Annotated in this window: 28 protein-coding genes; all 28 read right to left on the reverse strand. The window is 45.7% G+C overall.

What is annotated here, in order from left to right; translation table 11 throughout:
- Positions 1-138 precede the first annotated feature (138 nt).
- Entirely contained in the window at positions 139-768 is a 630-nt protein-coding gene (rpsD, locus tag JWG88_RS14220) for a 30S ribosomal protein S4 (RefSeq protein ID WP_205234451.1), read from the reverse strand.
- Positions 769-823: 55 nt separating this feature from the next.
- Positions 824-1222: a 30S ribosomal protein S11 gene (gene rpsK, locus JWG88_RS14225; protein ID WP_205234452.1), complete on the reverse strand. Its 399-nt coding sequence runs from the start codon at positions 1220-1222 to the stop codon at positions 824-826.
- 21 nt (positions 1223-1243) lie between these two features.
- Positions 1244-1609 carry a 30S ribosomal protein S13 gene (gene rpsM / locus JWG88_RS14230; protein WP_205234453.1) on the reverse strand — a complete coding sequence of 122 codons (366 nt, stop codon included), beginning with the start codon at positions 1607-1609 and terminating at the stop codon, positions 1244-1246.
- Positions 1610-1657: 48 nt separating this feature from the next.
- Positions 1658-1771: a 50S ribosomal protein L36 gene (rpmJ, locus tag JWG88_RS14235; RefSeq protein ID WP_205234454.1), complete on the reverse strand. Its 114-nt coding sequence runs from the start codon at positions 1769-1771 to the stop codon at positions 1658-1660.
- A 12-nt stretch (positions 1772-1783) separates the two neighbouring features.
- Positions 1784-2017: a translation initiation factor IF-1 gene (gene infA, locus JWG88_RS14240; protein WP_205234455.1), complete on the reverse strand. Its 234-nt coding sequence runs from the start codon at positions 2015-2017 to the stop codon at positions 1784-1786.
- A 233-nt stretch (positions 2018-2250) separates the two neighbouring features.
- Entirely contained in the window at positions 2251-3009 is a 759-nt protein-coding gene (map, locus tag JWG88_RS14245) for a type I methionyl aminopeptidase (RefSeq protein WP_205234456.1), read from the reverse strand.
- Positions 3010-3049: 40 nt separating this feature from the next.
- Positions 3050-4354: a preprotein translocase subunit SecY gene (secY, locus tag JWG88_RS14250; protein ID WP_205234457.1), complete on the reverse strand. Its 1305-nt coding sequence runs from the start codon at positions 4352-4354 to the stop codon at positions 3050-3052.
- Positions 4355-4422: 68 nt separating this feature from the next.
- A complete protein-coding gene (gene rplO / locus JWG88_RS14255) occupies positions 4423-4878 on the reverse strand; it encodes a 50S ribosomal protein L15 (protein WP_205234458.1) in 456 nt (151 codons plus the stop codon).
- A gap of 4 nt (positions 4879-4882) precedes the next feature.
- Complete coding sequence (gene rpmD / locus JWG88_RS14260) at positions 4883-5065, reverse strand: 50S ribosomal protein L30 (protein WP_205234459.1); 183 nt, start codon at positions 5063-5065, stop codon at positions 4883-4885.
- A 66-nt stretch (positions 5066-5131) separates the two neighbouring features.
- On the reverse strand, positions 5132-5644 hold the full coding sequence (gene rpsE / locus JWG88_RS14265) for a 30S ribosomal protein S5 (protein ID WP_205234460.1): 513 nt from the start codon (positions 5642-5644) through the stop codon (positions 5132-5134).
- Between the two features lie 27 nt (positions 5645-5671).
- The gene (gene rplR, locus JWG88_RS14270) at positions 5672-6037 is read right to left on the reverse strand and encodes a 50S ribosomal protein L18 (protein WP_205234461.1); all 366 of its coding nucleotides are present in this window, start codon (positions 6035-6037) and stop codon (positions 5672-5674) included.
- A 55-nt stretch (positions 6038-6092) separates the two neighbouring features.
- Entirely contained in the window at positions 6093-6632 is a 540-nt protein-coding gene (gene rplF, locus JWG88_RS14275; protein WP_205234462.1) for a 50S ribosomal protein L6, read from the reverse strand.
- Between the two features lie 25 nt (positions 6633-6657).
- Positions 6658-7056 (reverse strand): 30S ribosomal protein S8, encoded by a 399-nt coding sequence (gene rpsH, locus JWG88_RS14280; RefSeq protein WP_205234463.1) that lies wholly within the window; start codon positions 7054-7056, stop codon positions 6658-6660.
- Positions 7057-7113: 57 nt separating this feature from the next.
- Complete coding sequence (locus JWG88_RS14285; protein WP_205234464.1) at positions 7114-7299, reverse strand: type Z 30S ribosomal protein S14; 186 nt, start codon at positions 7297-7299, stop codon at positions 7114-7116.
- A 125-nt stretch (positions 7300-7424) separates the two neighbouring features.
- Positions 7425-7964 (reverse strand): 50S ribosomal protein L5, encoded by a 540-nt coding sequence (rplE, locus tag JWG88_RS14290; RefSeq protein WP_205234465.1) that lies wholly within the window; start codon positions 7962-7964, stop codon positions 7425-7427.
- A gap of 31 nt (positions 7965-7995) precedes the next feature.
- On the reverse strand, positions 7996-8331 hold the full coding sequence (gene rplX / locus JWG88_RS14295; RefSeq protein ID WP_205234466.1) for a 50S ribosomal protein L24: 336 nt from the start codon (positions 8329-8331) through the stop codon (positions 7996-7998).
- 58 nt (positions 8332-8389) lie between these two features.
- Positions 8390-8758 carry a 50S ribosomal protein L14 gene (gene rplN / locus JWG88_RS14300; protein WP_205234467.1) on the reverse strand — a complete coding sequence of 123 codons (369 nt, stop codon included), beginning with the start codon at positions 8756-8758 and terminating at the stop codon, positions 8390-8392.
- Between the two features lie 54 nt (positions 8759-8812).
- Positions 8813-9073 carry a 30S ribosomal protein S17 gene (gene rpsQ / locus JWG88_RS14305; protein WP_205234468.1) on the reverse strand — a complete coding sequence of 87 codons (261 nt, stop codon included), beginning with the start codon at positions 9071-9073 and terminating at the stop codon, positions 8813-8815.
- 65 nt (positions 9074-9138) lie between these two features.
- Positions 9139-9330 carry a 50S ribosomal protein L29 gene (gene rpmC, locus JWG88_RS14310; RefSeq protein ID WP_205234469.1) on the reverse strand — a complete coding sequence of 64 codons (192 nt, stop codon included), beginning with the start codon at positions 9328-9330 and terminating at the stop codon, positions 9139-9141.
- Positions 9327-9743, reverse strand: coding sequence for a 50S ribosomal protein L16 (gene rplP / locus JWG88_RS14315; RefSeq protein WP_205234470.1), 417 nt, complete (start codon positions 9741-9743; stop codon positions 9327-9329). The genes rpmC and rplP overlap by 4 nt, the downstream gene beginning before the upstream one ends.
- 49 nt (positions 9744-9792) lie before the next feature.
- Positions 9793-10440 carry a 30S ribosomal protein S3 gene (gene rpsC, locus JWG88_RS14320; protein ID WP_205234471.1) on the reverse strand — a complete coding sequence of 216 codons (648 nt, stop codon included), beginning with the start codon at positions 10438-10440 and terminating at the stop codon, positions 9793-9795.
- Between the two features lie 79 nt (positions 10441-10519).
- Positions 10520-10852: a 50S ribosomal protein L22 gene (gene rplV / locus JWG88_RS14325; RefSeq protein WP_205234472.1), complete on the reverse strand. Its 333-nt coding sequence runs from the start codon at positions 10850-10852 to the stop codon at positions 10520-10522.
- 45 nt (positions 10853-10897) lie between these two features.
- A complete protein-coding gene (gene rpsS / locus JWG88_RS14330; protein WP_205234473.1) occupies positions 10898-11173 on the reverse strand; it encodes a 30S ribosomal protein S19 in 276 nt (91 codons plus the stop codon).
- A 17-nt stretch (positions 11174-11190) separates the two neighbouring features.
- Positions 11191-12012, reverse strand: a complete 822-nt coding sequence (gene rplB / locus JWG88_RS14335) for a 50S ribosomal protein L2 (RefSeq protein ID WP_205234474.1) — start codon at positions 12010-12012, stop codon at positions 11191-11193.
- A gap of 92 nt (positions 12013-12104) precedes the next feature.
- On the reverse strand, positions 12105-12392 hold the full coding sequence (locus JWG88_RS14340) for a 50S ribosomal protein L23 (RefSeq protein ID WP_205234475.1): 288 nt from the start codon (positions 12390-12392) through the stop codon (positions 12105-12107).
- Entirely contained in the window at positions 12389-13012 is a 624-nt protein-coding gene (gene rplD / locus JWG88_RS14345) for a 50S ribosomal protein L4 (protein ID WP_205234476.1), read from the reverse strand. Before rplD ends, JWG88_RS14340 begins: the two co-directional genes overlap by 4 nt.
- Before the next feature lie 35 nt (positions 13013-13047).
- Positions 13048-13677, reverse strand: coding sequence for a 50S ribosomal protein L3 (gene rplC / locus JWG88_RS14350; protein ID WP_205234477.1), 630 nt, complete (start codon positions 13675-13677; stop codon positions 13048-13050).
- 40 nt (positions 13678-13717) lie between these two features.
- Positions 13718-14029: a 30S ribosomal protein S10 gene (gene rpsJ, locus JWG88_RS14355; protein ID WP_205234553.1), complete on the reverse strand. Its 312-nt coding sequence runs from the start codon at positions 14027-14029 to the stop codon at positions 13718-13720.
- Positions 14030-14032: the final 3 nt, after the last annotated feature.

Below are 14032 nucleotides of genomic sequence, written 5' to 3' on the forward strand. Positions count from 1 at the left end.
GACTTTAAAAAGCGTAAAAACCCTAAAGGGTGACACCGATCCTTTCTCTACTGGAAACGGCCGGTGTCAATCCAATAAGGCGCTTAAATCTGTAACAGCCGACAATAAGAATATCCAATTGCCGGCATGGTAAGACTGTTACTTGGAATACAGTTCTACTATCAACTGTTCCTGAATTGGCATTGTCATTTCTTCACGGTTCGGCATTGCCTTCACAGTAGCCTTATAGGCGTCTTTATCAAGTTCGAGCCAGCTGGGAACACCACGTCGCGCCACAGCCTCAAGACTTTCGTTGATTATAGCATTAGCCCGGCTTTTCTCTTTCAGAGTGATAACATCATTCTCAGATATCAAATAAGAGGGAATATTCACCTTCTTTCCGTTCACAAGGATATGGCCATGTCTTACCACCTGCCTTGCCTGATCTCGGGAAGATGCAAATCCGGCACGGAACGCGGTGTTATCAAGACGTCTCTCCAGGAGAACAAGAAGATTCTCACCTGTAACACCTTTTTGACGCTCAGCTCTGTCGAAAGTAAGGCGGAACTGCTTCTCCAGCATACCATACATTGACTTTACTTTCTGCTTTTCGCGCAACTGTACAGCATAGTCGGATAACTTACGAAAACGTGACTGACCATGTTGTCCTGGTCCAAAAGCACGTCTCTCAAATGCGCATTTATCTGAATAGCACCTATCGCCCTTCAGAAATAATTTCAGATTTTCACGTCTGCACCGTCTACATACAGCCCCTATATTTCTAGCCAACTTTGACCTCCGCTCTTCGTATAAATTTATGCACCTTAATCAGCGTTCGCAATTGTTACACTCGGCGACGCTTAGGAGGCTTGCATCCGTTATGAGGAACCGGAGTAACATCGTAAATACGGCTAACTTCAAAGCCGGTATTAATCAAGGCTCTGAGTGCAGCCTCTCTTCCTGGCCCCGGGCCCTTTACCTTTACCTCAATTTTGCGCATTCCCTGATCGGCGGCTTTTTTTGCGGCATCCGCTACAGCATTCTGAGCAGCGAAGGGAGTACTTTTCCGCGAACCCTTGAACCCTAGAACGCCGGCGCTGCACCAGGAGATCACATTCCCCTGCTTATCAGAGATTGTCACTATGGTATTATTGAAGGTAGAGTAAATACTGACGACACCTTCCGGTACGTTCTTTTTAACCTTCTTCTTCACTCGTGCTTCTGCACGTTTACCTTTTGCCATTACAACACCTGTTAAATTTAATTATTTTTTACGTGCAGCACCACGACGCGGTCCTTTTTTGGTTCGCGCATTGGTTTTGGTTTTCTGACCACGGCATGGCAATCCCATGCGGTGCCGGCGTCCACGATAGCAGCCAAGGTCCATAAGCCTTTTGATGTCCATGGAGACTTCACGTCTCCTGTCACCTTCTACCGTATATTCATCTTCAATAACTTTACGGATTCTGGAAACATCGTCACCGTCGAGGTCATCACTACTCATCGTATACGGCAGATCTACCTTATCCAATATTTTTCTGGCAGAAGTCAAACCGATACCATGAATATAGGTAAGGGCTATGTCGATATGTTTGTTCTTTGGTAGGTCAACACCAGCTATACGTGCCAAAATGTATCTCCTTAAACAAGTGGGAATAATCTAAGCGACAAAAATCTATTATCCCTGTCTCTGCTTATGTTTTTTAATCTTACAGGAAACGCGTACAAGACCATTGCGTTTATATACTTTACAAGCACTGCACATTTTTTTAACGGATGATCTTACTTTCATAATTTTTCTCTGCTATTTCTTTTTAGAGTTTTTGGATCTGAATGTTACTCTTCCACGAGATAGATCGTAGGGTGATAACTCAACCGTTACTCTGTCGCCGGGCAATATTTTTATAAAATGCATTCTCATTTTCCCGGATATATGAGCCAGCACTTTGTGGCCGTTATCGAGTTCGACACGGAACATTGCGTTGGGCAATGGTTCGATTATAGTGCCTTCAACTTCAATAGCTTCTTCTTTTGCCATGGAGGCTCCCGAATGTTATTAGTCCCTTACAGATTACTTTTCTTATACTGCAGCAAAATGATTTCCCGAAGGTCCTTATCCAGCACTGGCGGAGAGCGTCTTAGAGATAGTTTCCCTGTGTCTTTCCCAAAAAAATATCACTAAGGCACTTACACAACGAGGCCGGGTTAGTATTAATTCAAAAACTCGTTATTATAATCTATTCTACCACAAAAGAGAAGGATTTTTTTAATCTACTCAAAATTGTCACGAGAACTAAGGACAAGCGGTCCATCAGCAGTAACGGCGACTGAGTGTTCGAAATGCGCAGACGGCTTCTTATCTGCAGTTATGACAGTCCAGCCATCTTTGAGTACTTTCACCTTATGTGTTCCGGCATTGACCATAGGTTCGATGGCCAGAACGAGTCCTTCGACAATTCTCGGCATGCGGTCATCCTGGACGAAATTTGGAATCTCAGGACCTTCATGAAGAGACGTACCGATGCCGTGGCCCACAAACTGGCGGACAACGGAAAAACCATTCTGCTCTACATATCCCTGTACCGCAGCGGAAATATCGGATATGCGGTTGCCGATTTGCACTTTTTCTATAGCCAGTTCCAGGGAACGTTTGGTTACATCCAGCAGTCTTCTGGTCTGCGCAGAAATATTACCAACCGGCAGGGTTATTGCGGAATCGCCGAAATATCCCTTGTATTCAACGCCGAAATCTATGGAGATGATATCTCCCTTTTTCAGCTTACACTTTTTTGATGGTATACCGTGTACCACCTGCTCATTCACCGATACACACAAGCTGCCGGGAAATCCACGGTACCCTTTGAAAGCAGGTCTGACTTTCTTCCTGGCACAGAAATCTTCAGCGAGCCTGTCAAGTTCCCAGGTGGTCACTCCCGCTTCGACATGTCGTTTAACAAGAATCAAGGCCTCAGCTACGATCTGGTTAGCCTCCTGCATGATGCTGATCTCATCAGCGCTTTTCACCACCATCGTTTTTGGTTCCTCAACTGTGCCCACGTCACAAAACCCTCTAGCTCCGGCCTTTGATCCGTCCCTGCTTCATAAATCCTTCGTAGTTTCTCATTACCAGATGGGATTCTATCTGCGAGATTGTGTCGATACCGACACCTACGACGATAAGTAGAGCAGTTCCTCCAAAATAAAAGGGTATGTTAAACTGCGAAATCAGCACGGTTGGCAATACACAGATCACACTAAGGTAAATCGCCCCAACAACTGTAATTCTGGTAAGCACCTTGTCTATGAATTCTGCAGTTCTTCTGCCTGGTCGAATTCCCGGTATAAATCCTCCGTTCTTCTTCAGATTCTCGGCAACATCGTCAGGCTTAAACTGAATTGCGGTATAGAAAAAACAGAAAAAGACGACCATAGCCACAAATATTACATAATACCATACAGTCCCGGGGGACAATGCAGCAGAAGCCCGCTGCACCCAGTCGATCTGGATAAAACTACCGATCGTTGCGGGAAACATCATTATTGAAGAAGCAAAGATCGGCGGAATAACGCCGGCAACATTTATTTTCAGAGGCAGATGGGAGCTTTGCCCGCCATATACCTTTCTGCCTACCACTCTTTTTGCATATTGGATCGGAATCCTTCTCTGCGAGGTTTCAAAAAAGACGATGGTCGCCACTACACCTAACATGAAAATTACTAGAAACGGTACGAAAAATATAGCTATCTCGCCGGCCTTTACCAACTGAATAGAATTGATAATGGCAGCCGGTCCCCGGGCAACGATTCCCGCAAATATTATCAGCGATATACCGTTGCCGATACCGCGTTCGGTCATCTGTTCGCCAAGCCACATAATAAATGCTGTACCGGAAGTCAGGGTCAGCATCGTCATCAACTTGAACTGGATGCCGGGATCAAGCACAATAGCTTCTCCACCTGGTCCGGCCATTCCTTCAAGACCAACTGCTATAAAGGTGCCCTGAATTATGGAAAGTGCAACGGTTCCGTAGCGCGTATATTGCGTAATTTTTCTCCGCCCGGCTTCACCCTCCTTCTTCATGGTCTCCAACTGTGGTATGACCACCGTCAGCAACTGGATGATGATCGAGGCGCTGATGTAGGGCATGATACCCAAGGCAAAAATAGAGAAGTTCTCAAGCGCGCCGCCTGAAAACATGTTGAACATCCCAAACAGTGTGCTTGCATTTTGTTCAAAAAATGAAGCCAGTGCCTCTCCGTTTATACCCGGTGTAGGGATCTGCACCCCCATACGATAAACCGCCAGCATAAGCAGCGTGAAAATTATCCGCTTACGCAATTCCGGTATGTTGGCTGCACTCTGCAATCCACTCATAAAAGTTCTTTCCTTGTGCTGTGACAAAAATACGCCCGCTGCGAAAAGGAATCAGCGGGGTATAGAGATTATTCCTCTAGGGCACTAACGAGTGTAACCGTACCGCCTGCCTGCTCAATCTTCTGTTGCGCCTGCCTGCTGATCTTATCGACACAGACGGTAACCGCACGGGTTATCTCACCATTGGCAAGTACCTTGCTCAACTGTCCCGGCTTGAGGAGACCCGCTTCCCTCAGTGTATCGTTATTAATCTCGGCAACTTCAGTTAATTTCTCAAGTTGAGAGAGGGAGATAATAGTATATTCGATACTGAATTTGTTATAAAATCCTCGTTTCGGCAATCGTCGCTGCAGTGGCATCTGGCCACCTTCGAATCCCGGCTTGCTTTTATACCCGGAACGTGATTTGGCACCTTTATGTCCGCGACCGGCTGTCTTACCATGACCGCTTCCAGGTCCCCTGCCAAGGCGCTTTTTCTCTTTAACAGCACCTTCTTTTGGAGATAAATTTCCCAATGTAAGCATTTTTTTACGCCTCCTCGATTCGGACAAGATGCCTGACTTTGGCTATCATGCCGCGGATTTCAGGGGTATCTTTTCGAGTAATTGATTTATTCATTTTGGTCAGCCCCAATCCTGTCAGAGTGGCGCGAATTTTTTGGGTACTGCCTATTCCACTCTTGACCAGAGTAAATGTGATTGTCTCGGCCATTATGTTACCTTTTGCAATGTTGAGTTATCTATCTTTTCAATCACTGGTCGTGATTTGAATCTCGCTTTATGCCAAAATTTCTTCAACTGTCTTGCCACGCAGAGCAGCAATACTTTCAGCTGATCGTAGACTGCGTAATCCCTGCAGGGTGGCCTTAACCATGTTGTGCGGATTATGGGATCCCAGACATTTGGTGAGAATGTTGGTAACGCCTGCAGCTTCCAGCACCGCCCTTACAGGACCACCTGCAATAACTCCCGTACCTTCCGAAGCCGGCTTCAACAAAACTTTGCCAGCGCCGTAACTTCCGGTAATCTGATGAGGTATGGAGACAGAGGTGAGCGATACCGACTCCATATCCTTTTTAGCACGTTCAACTCCTTTGCGAATTGCTTCAGGAACCTGATTTGCCTTACCGAGACCGTAGCCTACTTTTCCTTTACCGTCTCCAACGACCACAATTGCACTAAAGCTGAAACGACGTCCACCTTTAACAACTTTTGCAACGCGATTGATGTAAACAATCTTTTCGATCAGTTCTTCGGCGCTTTCACCTTTAGAACGTTTAAAATCAGACAAGGGACACCCCCATTATTTGCATATTCTTTAAAATATTAATCCACCTTCGCGTGCGCCCTCGGAGAGGGACTTCACCCGGCCGTGATAAAGATATCCACCACGATCAAAAACGACTTCTCCAACACCAGCAGCTTTTGCCTTCTCGGCAATTGCAGTGCCCACAGCTTTGGCAGCGCCGATTTTTCCTTTCTCTTCGCCGATATCAAAGCTTTTATCAACAGTTGACATGGCAACGATGGTCTTGCCCAGAGTATCGTCTATTATCTGCGCATATATATGTTTATTGCTCTTAAAGACGCGTAAACGCGGTCTTTCGGTCGTTCCGGCAATATTTTTCCTGATTCGGCTTACCCTTTTAGCTCTCGCCGTCACTTTGGGATTTGTCTTGGCCATAATGCACTTCCATATTTTTTATAAAAGAGGACCCCGACAGGGCCGTATATTATTGTTATTTTGCCGCTCCCGACTTACCAACCTTACGTACAATCTGTTCATCTTCGTAACGAATCCCCTTGCCTTTATATGGCTCAGGTTTTCGTACTTGACGTATTTTAGCGGCTGTAAGCCCCAGCAGTTCTTTGTCAATTGAATCCAGAACAATCTTATTGCCTTCGACAGCTGCCCCTACGCCTTGAGGAATATCAAAAACAACGGGGTTGGAATAGCCGACGTTGAGAGTCAGTTCACTGCCGTTCACACTGGCTTTATATCCAACACCTTCGATGATCAGGCTTTTCTTAAATCCCTGGTCAACCCCGACCACCATATTGCTCACCAGACTGCGAGTCAGGCCGCGAAAGGCATTGACCTTTCTGCTTTCAACCTTGTTTGCAAAAGAAATGACACTGTCTTCCAGAATCACTTCAACATCTTCTAATACGTTCAGCGAAAGTTCCCCTTTGCTCCCCTTGACGGTGATGTTTTGACCGTCAAGCTTGACATCCACTCCAGAAGGAACGGGGATTGGCTGCTTTCCTATACGAGACATAGTTACCTCCGTTAATTAATGGGTGTTACCACACCTCACACAGTATCTCACCACCCGTCTTGCGGGCGGCAGCGGCCTTATTGGTGATGATGCCTTTCGATGTTGAAACTATCGCGATGCCCAGGCCGTTCAATACACTGGGGATAGCGTCAGACTTAGCATATTGCCGCAGTCCCGGCTTACTGACCCGTTTAATTCCAGAGATTACCGACTCGCCATCAGGACCATATTTCAGATCAATAGTCAAGACGCCCTGTACTCCTTTGTCGGAGACCTGATAGTCGTTGATGTAACCTTCTTCCTTCAATACCCTGGCAATCTCAACCTTGGTATTGGATTTAGGTATTTCAACACTCTTGAATTTTACCATAACCGCATTTCTTATCCTGGTCAGCATGTCTGCCAGGGGATCGCTCATTGACATAGCGAACACTCCTTATCTTTCCAAACTTTAGACGAATTTTTAATACAATAGTGGGTATTACCAGCTTGATTTGGTTACACCGGTAATTTCACCTTTGGACGCCAACTGTCGGAAACAAATCCTGCAAACACCAAATTTCCGAATAAAGGCCCGAGGCCGTCCACACAGTGGACATCTATTATATTTTCTAACAGTAAATTTTGGTTTGCGTTGCGCTTTTGCAATTATCGATTTTTTAGCCAAACCAACCTCCAGTAACACTCATTTTTATATAATGTTTGTGCCTTGAAAACAGCCTTCCGGGTTTAATGCAGAAATCCAGGTTTCCAAGAACCACATATCCAGTCGAGCTGGCATACTTTACTTACTTATTTGCGAAAAGGCATTCCCATTTTTTTGAGAAGGGAACGGCCGCCTTCATCGGTAGGGGCTGTCGTTACAATGGTAATGTTCAAGCCCTTGATCTTGTCTATCTTGTCGTAATCAATTTCAGGAAAGATGATCTGTTCTTTTATGCCCATGGAATAATTCCCTCTGCCATCGAAGCCTTTAGGAGACAAACCGCGGAAGTCCCTGACTCGAGGTAGAGAAATATTAACCAGTTTGGAAAAGAAGTCATACATTTTCTCTCCACGCAGAGTCACTCTGCAACCAATCGGCATCCCTTCGCGCAGTTTATACGTCGCTATGGATTTTTTTGCCTTGGTGACTACGGCTTTCTGACCGGCAATTTTAGTGAGTTCATTGACAGCACCTTCTATTATCTTAGGGTTCTGCACAGCCTCACCAAGTCCCATGTTGAGAACGATCTTCTCAAGTTTAGGGATCTCCATTGCATTTTTATAGCCGAACTCTTCTTTAAGTGCCGGTACACACTCGTTTTCGTAATATTCTCTCAGCGCACCCATTTATAACTCCTGACGTAAGCCTGTTTTGTAATTAAGCCTTGCTCTCGAAAGCTTCACCGCAATTCTTGCAATAACGAACCTTAGTGCCATCTTCGAGATACTTTTTTCCTATCCGGCCGGTCTTGGTGCACTCAGGACAGATCATCTGCAGATTGGAAACATCCAAAGGTGCTTCCCTTTCCACGATCTGCCCCTGCTGGTTCATTTCGGTAGGCTTGGTATGACGCTTTATCATGTTGATTTTCTCAACCACAGCCTGATTCTTTGCCGGAATGACTTTCAGAACTTTGCCGACTCTACCCTTATCCTTCCCAGCAATAACTTCGACCTGATCGTTTTTCCTCAGGTATGTCTTACCCTTTGCCATTTTTTAATACCTTTGTTCTAGCTGCCTTCAGTAGACCTTAGATTTTCGCGAACGAAAATTAAAGTACCTCCGGAGCCAATGAAATTATTTTCATGAAGCCCAGATTCCTCAGCTCCCTTGCAACCGGACCGAAAATACGGGTTCCAACGGGTTCACCGCTGGTGGAGAGCATAACCGCGGCGTTTTCATCGAAGCCGACCCAAGTGTCATCCATTCGTTTCATTTCTTTGGCTGTGCGGACAACTACTGCCTTCATGACCTCGCCTTTTTTGACCTTGGCGTGCGGAATTGCTTCCTTGACGGTAACAACAATGATGTCGCCGATAGTCGCATATCTCTTCTTGGATCCACCAAGAACTTTAATGCACAGTACCTTTTTAGCACCAGAGTTATCAGCAACGTTAAGTATGGTTTCTGTTTGTATCATAGTTCCACCTGATTAGACATCAGTTACAGACTTTCAAAAAAAACAGGTAATTAACTACACAGCCTGTTCGAGTATTTTCTTTACACGCCATCGTTTTCGTTTGCTCAATGGCCTGCATTCCTCAATAAGAACCGTATCCCCGATGTTGCAGATATTTTCAGGATCATCGGCAAGGTATTTAACGCTTGTTTTAACATATTTGCCGTAAAGCTTATGACGGACCCTGCGCTCTACCCGGATAACGACACTTTTTTCCATTCTGTTGCTGACAACAGAACCGGTTCTTGTCTTTCTGGATGGTGTATTTTCATTCATAATATATCAAATTTAAAATGTGTCTTTCGATAGTGGCATAAAGATGAATTAGAAGGTCCTGAATTCTAACTCACAGCTCTCTCTCGATTAATAGTATTGATCCTGGCTATATCTTTTCTCATCTTGTTCATGCGTGAAGTGTCTTCCAGCGGTCTAATTTTATGCTGGAATGATAAATTGCTCAGCTCCTCACGCAGTTCCTTCTCTTTTTTAATCAATTCTTCGTCGGACATATTTCTTACTTCTGACGGTTTCATAATGTGTTCCTCTTCGAAATAACCTTAGTAGCAAAAGGAAGCTTATTACCAGCCAGAGTCAATGCCCTCACTGCGAGTGCTTCATCAACACCATCAAGCTCATAGAGAATTCTGCCGGGTTTGATGGGGGCAACCCAGGAGTCCGGGCTTCCTTTACCTTTACCCATACGAGTTTCAGCAGGTTTCTTTGTAATCGGCTTATCGGGAAAAACACGTATCCATACTTTTCCGCCACGCTTGATCTTTCTGTTAATGGCAATACGCCCGGCTTCGATCTGTTGAGCCGTCATCTTGCCGCAGTCCAGTGCTTTGAGCGCAAATGTGCCAAAGCTGATAGAGCTCCCTCGCAGAGCAACGCCCCTCATCCTGCCCTTGAAAACTTTTCTATGTTTAACCTTTTTTGGACTTAACATCTCTTACTCCGTAATTTCACTGAGTGGTAAACTGATATTACCCACCAAACTAAGCGGCGGGTGCTTCAATATCACTCAGCACTTCACCTTTGAAAATCCAAACCTTTACACCAATAATCCCGTAAGTTGTATTGGCTTCCGCAAGGGCATAATCAACATCCGCCCGCAGTGTATGCAGCGGTACTCTTCCCTCTCTTACCCACTCACAGCGGGACATCTCAGCACCGCCAAGTCGACCGGAACAGGAAATTTTGATACCCTTGACTCCAAAGCGCTGAGCTGAGTTTACTGCTTTCTTCATTGCACGGCGGAAGGCTACCCGGCGTTCAAGCTGAGTTGCGATACTCTCAGCAACTAGCTGCGCATCTGCCTCAGGCCTTCGCACCTCTTGAATGTCAAGAGTGACGCTCTTTTTGATGAGTTTTTCAAGGTCCCTTTTAAGGTTCTCAATCTCAGAACCCTTTTTACCAATAACAATTCCTGGCCGGGCAGTGAAAAGTTTGATTCGTACCTTGTCTCCCGTGCGCTCTATGATGGTTCTGGCAAGACCTGCATGATAAAGACGCTTCTTGAGATATTTCCTCATCTTCTGGTCTTCGAACAAATAGGCGGCATATTCCTTATCCGCATACCATATCGAATCCCAGGTCCGGGTTATATTCAGTCTCAGTCCTAATGGATTAACCTTCTGCCCCAAAATTCAATCCTCCAACAAAAGTGAATTTCAAATGATAAAAAAATAACTGTAGATACTATAGATCATATGAAAATAAGCGCTACATTTCATCCAGCACAACAGTGATGTGGCTGGTTCTCTTGATGATACCTGTTGCTCGTCCCATTGCCCGCGGACGTATTCTCTTTAAAGACGGTCCGCCGTCAATTGCTATCTTCTTAATATATAAGTTGTCCACATCAATTTGATCGTCCTGGGTTGCATTGGCCAGAGCTGACTCAATTACCTTACGTAAAATTGTCGCACCCTTTTTCGGCATAAAACGCAGGGTGGTGACAGCCTGGTCAACCCCCATGCCTCTCACCACATCGGCAACCAGACGCGCTTTCTGTGGAGATATACGAATATATTTTCCTACGGCTCTTGCTTCCATAGCATGTACTCCCGTGAGTCCTCAGGGAAACGTTGTCGTTTCTATTTATCTCTTTCCTTTCCTGTCGCTGGCATGACCATAGTAAGTACGGGTTGGAGAAAATTCTCCGAACTTGTGACCCACCATGTTCTCAGTGACAAAAACCGGTATGAATTTTTTTCCGTTATGAACCGCAAAGGTCATACCTACCATCTCAGGTGTGACATCAGAACGCCTGGACCAGGTTTTAATGACTTTTCGCGAACCACTCTCGTTAGCCCTAATCACCTTCTTCATAAGATGGTCATCAACGAATGGACCCTTCTTAATTGAACGGGACATACCTTACTCCTTGCATGTTATGATCTCCGCTTGACAATTAAATTGTCGGAAGCCTTATTCTTTCTAGTTTTATAACCTTTGGTCGGGAAGCCCCAAGGGGTTACGGGATGACGGCCACCGGAACTTTTTCCTTCACCACCGCCCATTGGATGATCGACCGGGTTCATGGCCACGCCTCGCACATGTGGCCTTTTTCCCATCCATCGTGTACGACCGGCCTTGCCAAGCTTTTTACTTTCGTGCTCTCTGTTGCCGACCTGGCCTATGCAAGCCCTGCACAAATTGTTAAACCTGCGAACCTCGCCTGAAGGCAGTTTAACCAGCACGTATTTTCCTTCCTTAGCCATAAGCTGTGCGGATGCACCGGCACTGCGAACCAGCTGGGCACCTTTGCCGATCTTCATTTCCAGATTATGAATAACCGTACCAAGAGGAATATTGACAAGAGGCAGGCAATTACCCGGCTGAATATCAACCTTGTCTCCGGCTTCTATAGTATCCCCGACTTTAATACCTCTCGGGGCGAGAATATATCTCTTTTCACCATCGATATAATTCAACAGGGCGATATGTGCCGATCTGTTCGGATCGTATTCCAGAGCTACTACTTTGGCACTGATATCGATTTTAGAACGCTTGAAATCGATGATCCGATATTTCCGTTTATGTCCACCACCGATATGCCTCGAGGTGATACGTCCGTAATTATTTCTTCCGCCGGATTTAGACTGACTGGTGGTAAGGCTTTTTTCAGGCCTTTTTGTTGATAAGTCAGGATCCTTGATCGACACATGGTGTCTCTTTCCATCCGATGTAGGTTTGTATGTCTTAATAGCCATGATTTCCCAATCGCTCCATCATCTTTGTGTTCGATAGATTCTCATTCAATGAGTATGCTTCAGCAGCATCTGCTGAACCGTTACGGCCTCTTCTATAATTCGTCAGCAAAATTGATCTCACCTTCGGCCAGAGTCACATATGCCTTTTTCCAGTTATTGGTATTTCCAATAGTCTTGCCGACTCTTTTCTGTTTCCCCGGCATGTTCGTGGTATGTACTTCTTTGACTTTTACCTTGAACATCTGTTCGACCGCATTTTTGATATCTATCTTGTTAGCCTTCGGATGGACTTTGAAGACGACCTTGCCGTCCGTTTCATGAAGAAGGGTAGCTTTTTCCGTGAGGCAGGGCCCTTTGAGTACATCATATTGATTTTTCATGCCAGGCACCTCTTTTCAAGACTTTCTATAACAGGCTGAACCAATACCAGCTTCTTGTGGAGAAGAATGTCATAGACGTTGACCCCCTCAGCCGGCAGAACTTTAAAACCGTTGACGTTACGCGATGACTTATCAAGATTATCATTGATGCCATCAATGATAATTAAACAGTTGTCAACTTCCAACGTACTCATTATGCCGACAAAGTCTTTGGTCTTAATGGCATCGAGCGTGATATCATCTAGGACCATAAGATTACCCTCGCGGAGCCTGGCACTCATGGCCATGGCGAGAGCCTGCTTTCTTACTTTTTTATTCAGCTTGAAACTGAAATCGCGTGGTTTCGGTCCAAAAGTTACTCCACCGCCTCTCCAGATAGGTGATCTCCTGGAACCTGCCCGTGCCCTTCCTGTACCTTTTTGTCTCCACGGTTTCGCCCCGCCGCCACGAACCTCGACTCGTGTTTTCGTACATGCGGTACCGGCACGCCTGGCAGCTCGCTGCATACGCACCACATCATGCAGTACATGCTCCTTGACGTCAAGGTCGAACACTTTTTCGTTCAACCCGATCTCGCCAACTTTTTCCTTCTTGGTATTATATATATCTACAGTTGACATTACTTTCTCCTTGAACCGGATAATCTTCAGTATCGCTACTTGGTAAAGATTTTTATAAGGCCGTTTTTAGCGCCGGGTACCGGTCCCTTAACAAGTATAACATTGTCTTCGGTGCGGATATCGATGACGATCACGTTCTTTTTCAAGACAGTATCGTTGCCCATCCGTCCTGGCATCTTCTTACCTTTGATGACACGACTCGGCCAGGCACTGCAGCCGATGGAACCGGGGGCACGATGAAATCCGGAACCGTGTCCCGCACCGCCGCCGGCGAAACCATGTCTCTTCATAACACCCTGGAATCCCCTACCTTTGCTTTTTCCCTGAATATCGATGATATCACCAACATTAAAAAGCGAATCCAGGGATAAGGTCTGCCCGGTCTGAAATTCCTCCGGGTTTTCAACTCTGAACTCCCGAACATGGTAGAAACCGTCACTGCCGGCTTTCTGAAAATGCCCGTTCATCGGTTTATTGACACGACTTGGCTTCTTGGCGTCGAATCCCACCTGAATCGCGTTATACCCATCGGTTTTCTCAGATTTGACCTGAAGAACCGTACAAGGACCGGCTTCGATCACAGTCACTGGAGTAGCTTCCCCCAAATCGCTGTACACTCTGGTCATACCGACTTTTTTTCCTAATATACCCATTGACTTTGGCATAATATTACCTGCTGCTTCACTTTACTTTGAATATCTGCCGCTAAGGCAGCTTAATTTCAACGTCAACTCCTGCAGAGAGCTCGAGTTTCATCAACAGATCTATGGTCTGCTGTGTCGGCTCAAGAATATCAAGGAGACGGCGGTGCGTTCTCATCTCAAACTGTTCCCGTGACTTTTTATCAACATGCGGTGATCGCAGGACAGTGAATTTGTTTATCGTGGTCGGCAGAGGAATAGGACCGGCTACGGCTGAGCCTGTTCTCCTGGCGGTCTCGACAATTTCAGAGGTCGATTGATCGAGTAGCTTATGATCGTAAGCCTTGAGGCGTATACGAATTTTTTCTGTAGGTATCAT

It is taken from the genome of Desulfopila inferna (genome assembly GCF_016919005.1).
Lineage (GTDB): Bacteria > Desulfobacterota > Desulfobulbia > Desulfobulbales > Desulfocapsaceae > Desulfopila_A > Desulfopila_A inferna.

Excerpts from the sequence above, each read along its gene's own strand:
- JWG88_RS14340 (WP_205234475.1), bottom strand. The coding sequence starts at position 12,392 with ATGAAAAATCAATATGATGTACTCAAAGGGCCCTGCCTCACGGAAAAA.
- rplO (WP_205234458.1), bottom strand. The coding sequence starts at position 4,878 with ATGCTTACATTGGGAAATTTATCTCCAAAAGAAGGTGCTGTTAAAGAG.
- rplV (WP_205234472.1), bottom strand. The coding sequence starts at position 10,852 with ATGGAAGCAAGAGCCGTAGGAAAATATATTCGTATATCTCCACAGAAA.
- infA (WP_205234455.1), bottom strand. The coding sequence starts at position 2,017 with ATGGCAAAAGAAGAAGCTATTGAAGTTGAAGGCACTATAATCGAACCA.
- secY (WP_205234457.1), bottom strand. The coding sequence starts at position 4,354 with ATGAGTGGATTGCAGAGTGCAGCCAACATACCGGAATTGCGTAAGCGG.
- rplD (WP_205234476.1), bottom strand. The coding sequence starts at position 13,012 with ATGTCAACTGTAGATATATATAATACCAAGAAGGAAAAAGTTGGCGAG.
- rplX (WP_205234466.1), bottom strand. The coding sequence starts at position 8,331 with ATGGCAAAGGGTAAGACATACCTGAGGAAAAACGATCAGGTCGAAGTT.
- rplC (WP_205234477.1), bottom strand. The coding sequence starts at position 13,677 with ATGCCAAAGTCAATGGGTATATTAGGAAAAAAAGTCGGTATGACCAGA.
- rpmD (WP_205234459.1), bottom strand. The coding sequence starts at position 5,065 with ATGGCCGAGACAATCACATTTACTCTGGTCAAGAGTGGAATAGGCAGT.
- rplB (WP_205234474.1), bottom strand. The coding sequence starts at position 12,012 with ATGGCTATTAAGACATACAAACCTACATCGGATGGAAAGAGACACCAT.
- rpsQ (WP_205234468.1), bottom strand. The coding sequence starts at position 9,073 with ATGAATGAAAATACACCATCCAGAAAGACAAGAACCGGTTCTGTTGTC.
- rplP (WP_205234470.1), bottom strand. The coding sequence starts at position 9,743 with ATGTTAAGTCCAAAAAAGGTTAAACATAGAAAAGTTTTCAAGGGCAGG.
- rplF (WP_205234462.1), bottom strand. The coding sequence starts at position 6,632 with ATGTCTCGTATAGGAAAGCAGCCAATCCCCGTTCCTTCTGGAGTGGAT.
- rplR (WP_205234461.1), bottom strand. The coding sequence starts at position 6,037 with ATGGCCAAGACAAATCCCAAAGTGACGGCGAGAGCTAAAAGGGTAAGC.
- rplE (WP_205234465.1), bottom strand. The coding sequence starts at position 7,964 with ATGGGTGCGCTGAGAGAATATTACGAAAACGAGTGTGTACCGGCACTT.
- rplN (WP_205234467.1), bottom strand. The coding sequence starts at position 8,758 with ATGATACAAACAGAAACCATACTTAACGTTGCTGATAACTCTGGTGCT.
- rpmC (WP_205234469.1), bottom strand. The coding sequence starts at position 9,330 with ATGAAACCGTCAGAAGTAAGAAATATGTCCGACGAAGAATTGATTAAA.
- rpmJ (WP_205234454.1), bottom strand. The coding sequence starts at position 1,771 with ATGAAAGTAAGATCATCCGTTAAAAAAATGTGCAGTGCTTGTAAAGTA.
- rpsK (WP_205234452.1), bottom strand. The coding sequence starts at position 1,222 with ATGGCAAAAGGTAAACGTGCAGAAGCACGAGTGAAGAAGAAGGTTAAA.
- rpsS (WP_205234473.1), bottom strand. The coding sequence starts at position 11,173 with ATGTCCCGTTCAATTAAGAAGGGTCCATTCGTTGATGACCATCTTATG.
- rpsH (WP_205234463.1), bottom strand. The coding sequence starts at position 7,056 with ATGTCAATGAGCGATCCCCTGGCAGACATGCTGACCAGGATAAGAAAT.
- map (WP_205234456.1), bottom strand. The coding sequence starts at position 3,009 with ATGGTGGTGAAAAGCGCTGATGAGATCAGCATCATGCAGGAGGCTAAC.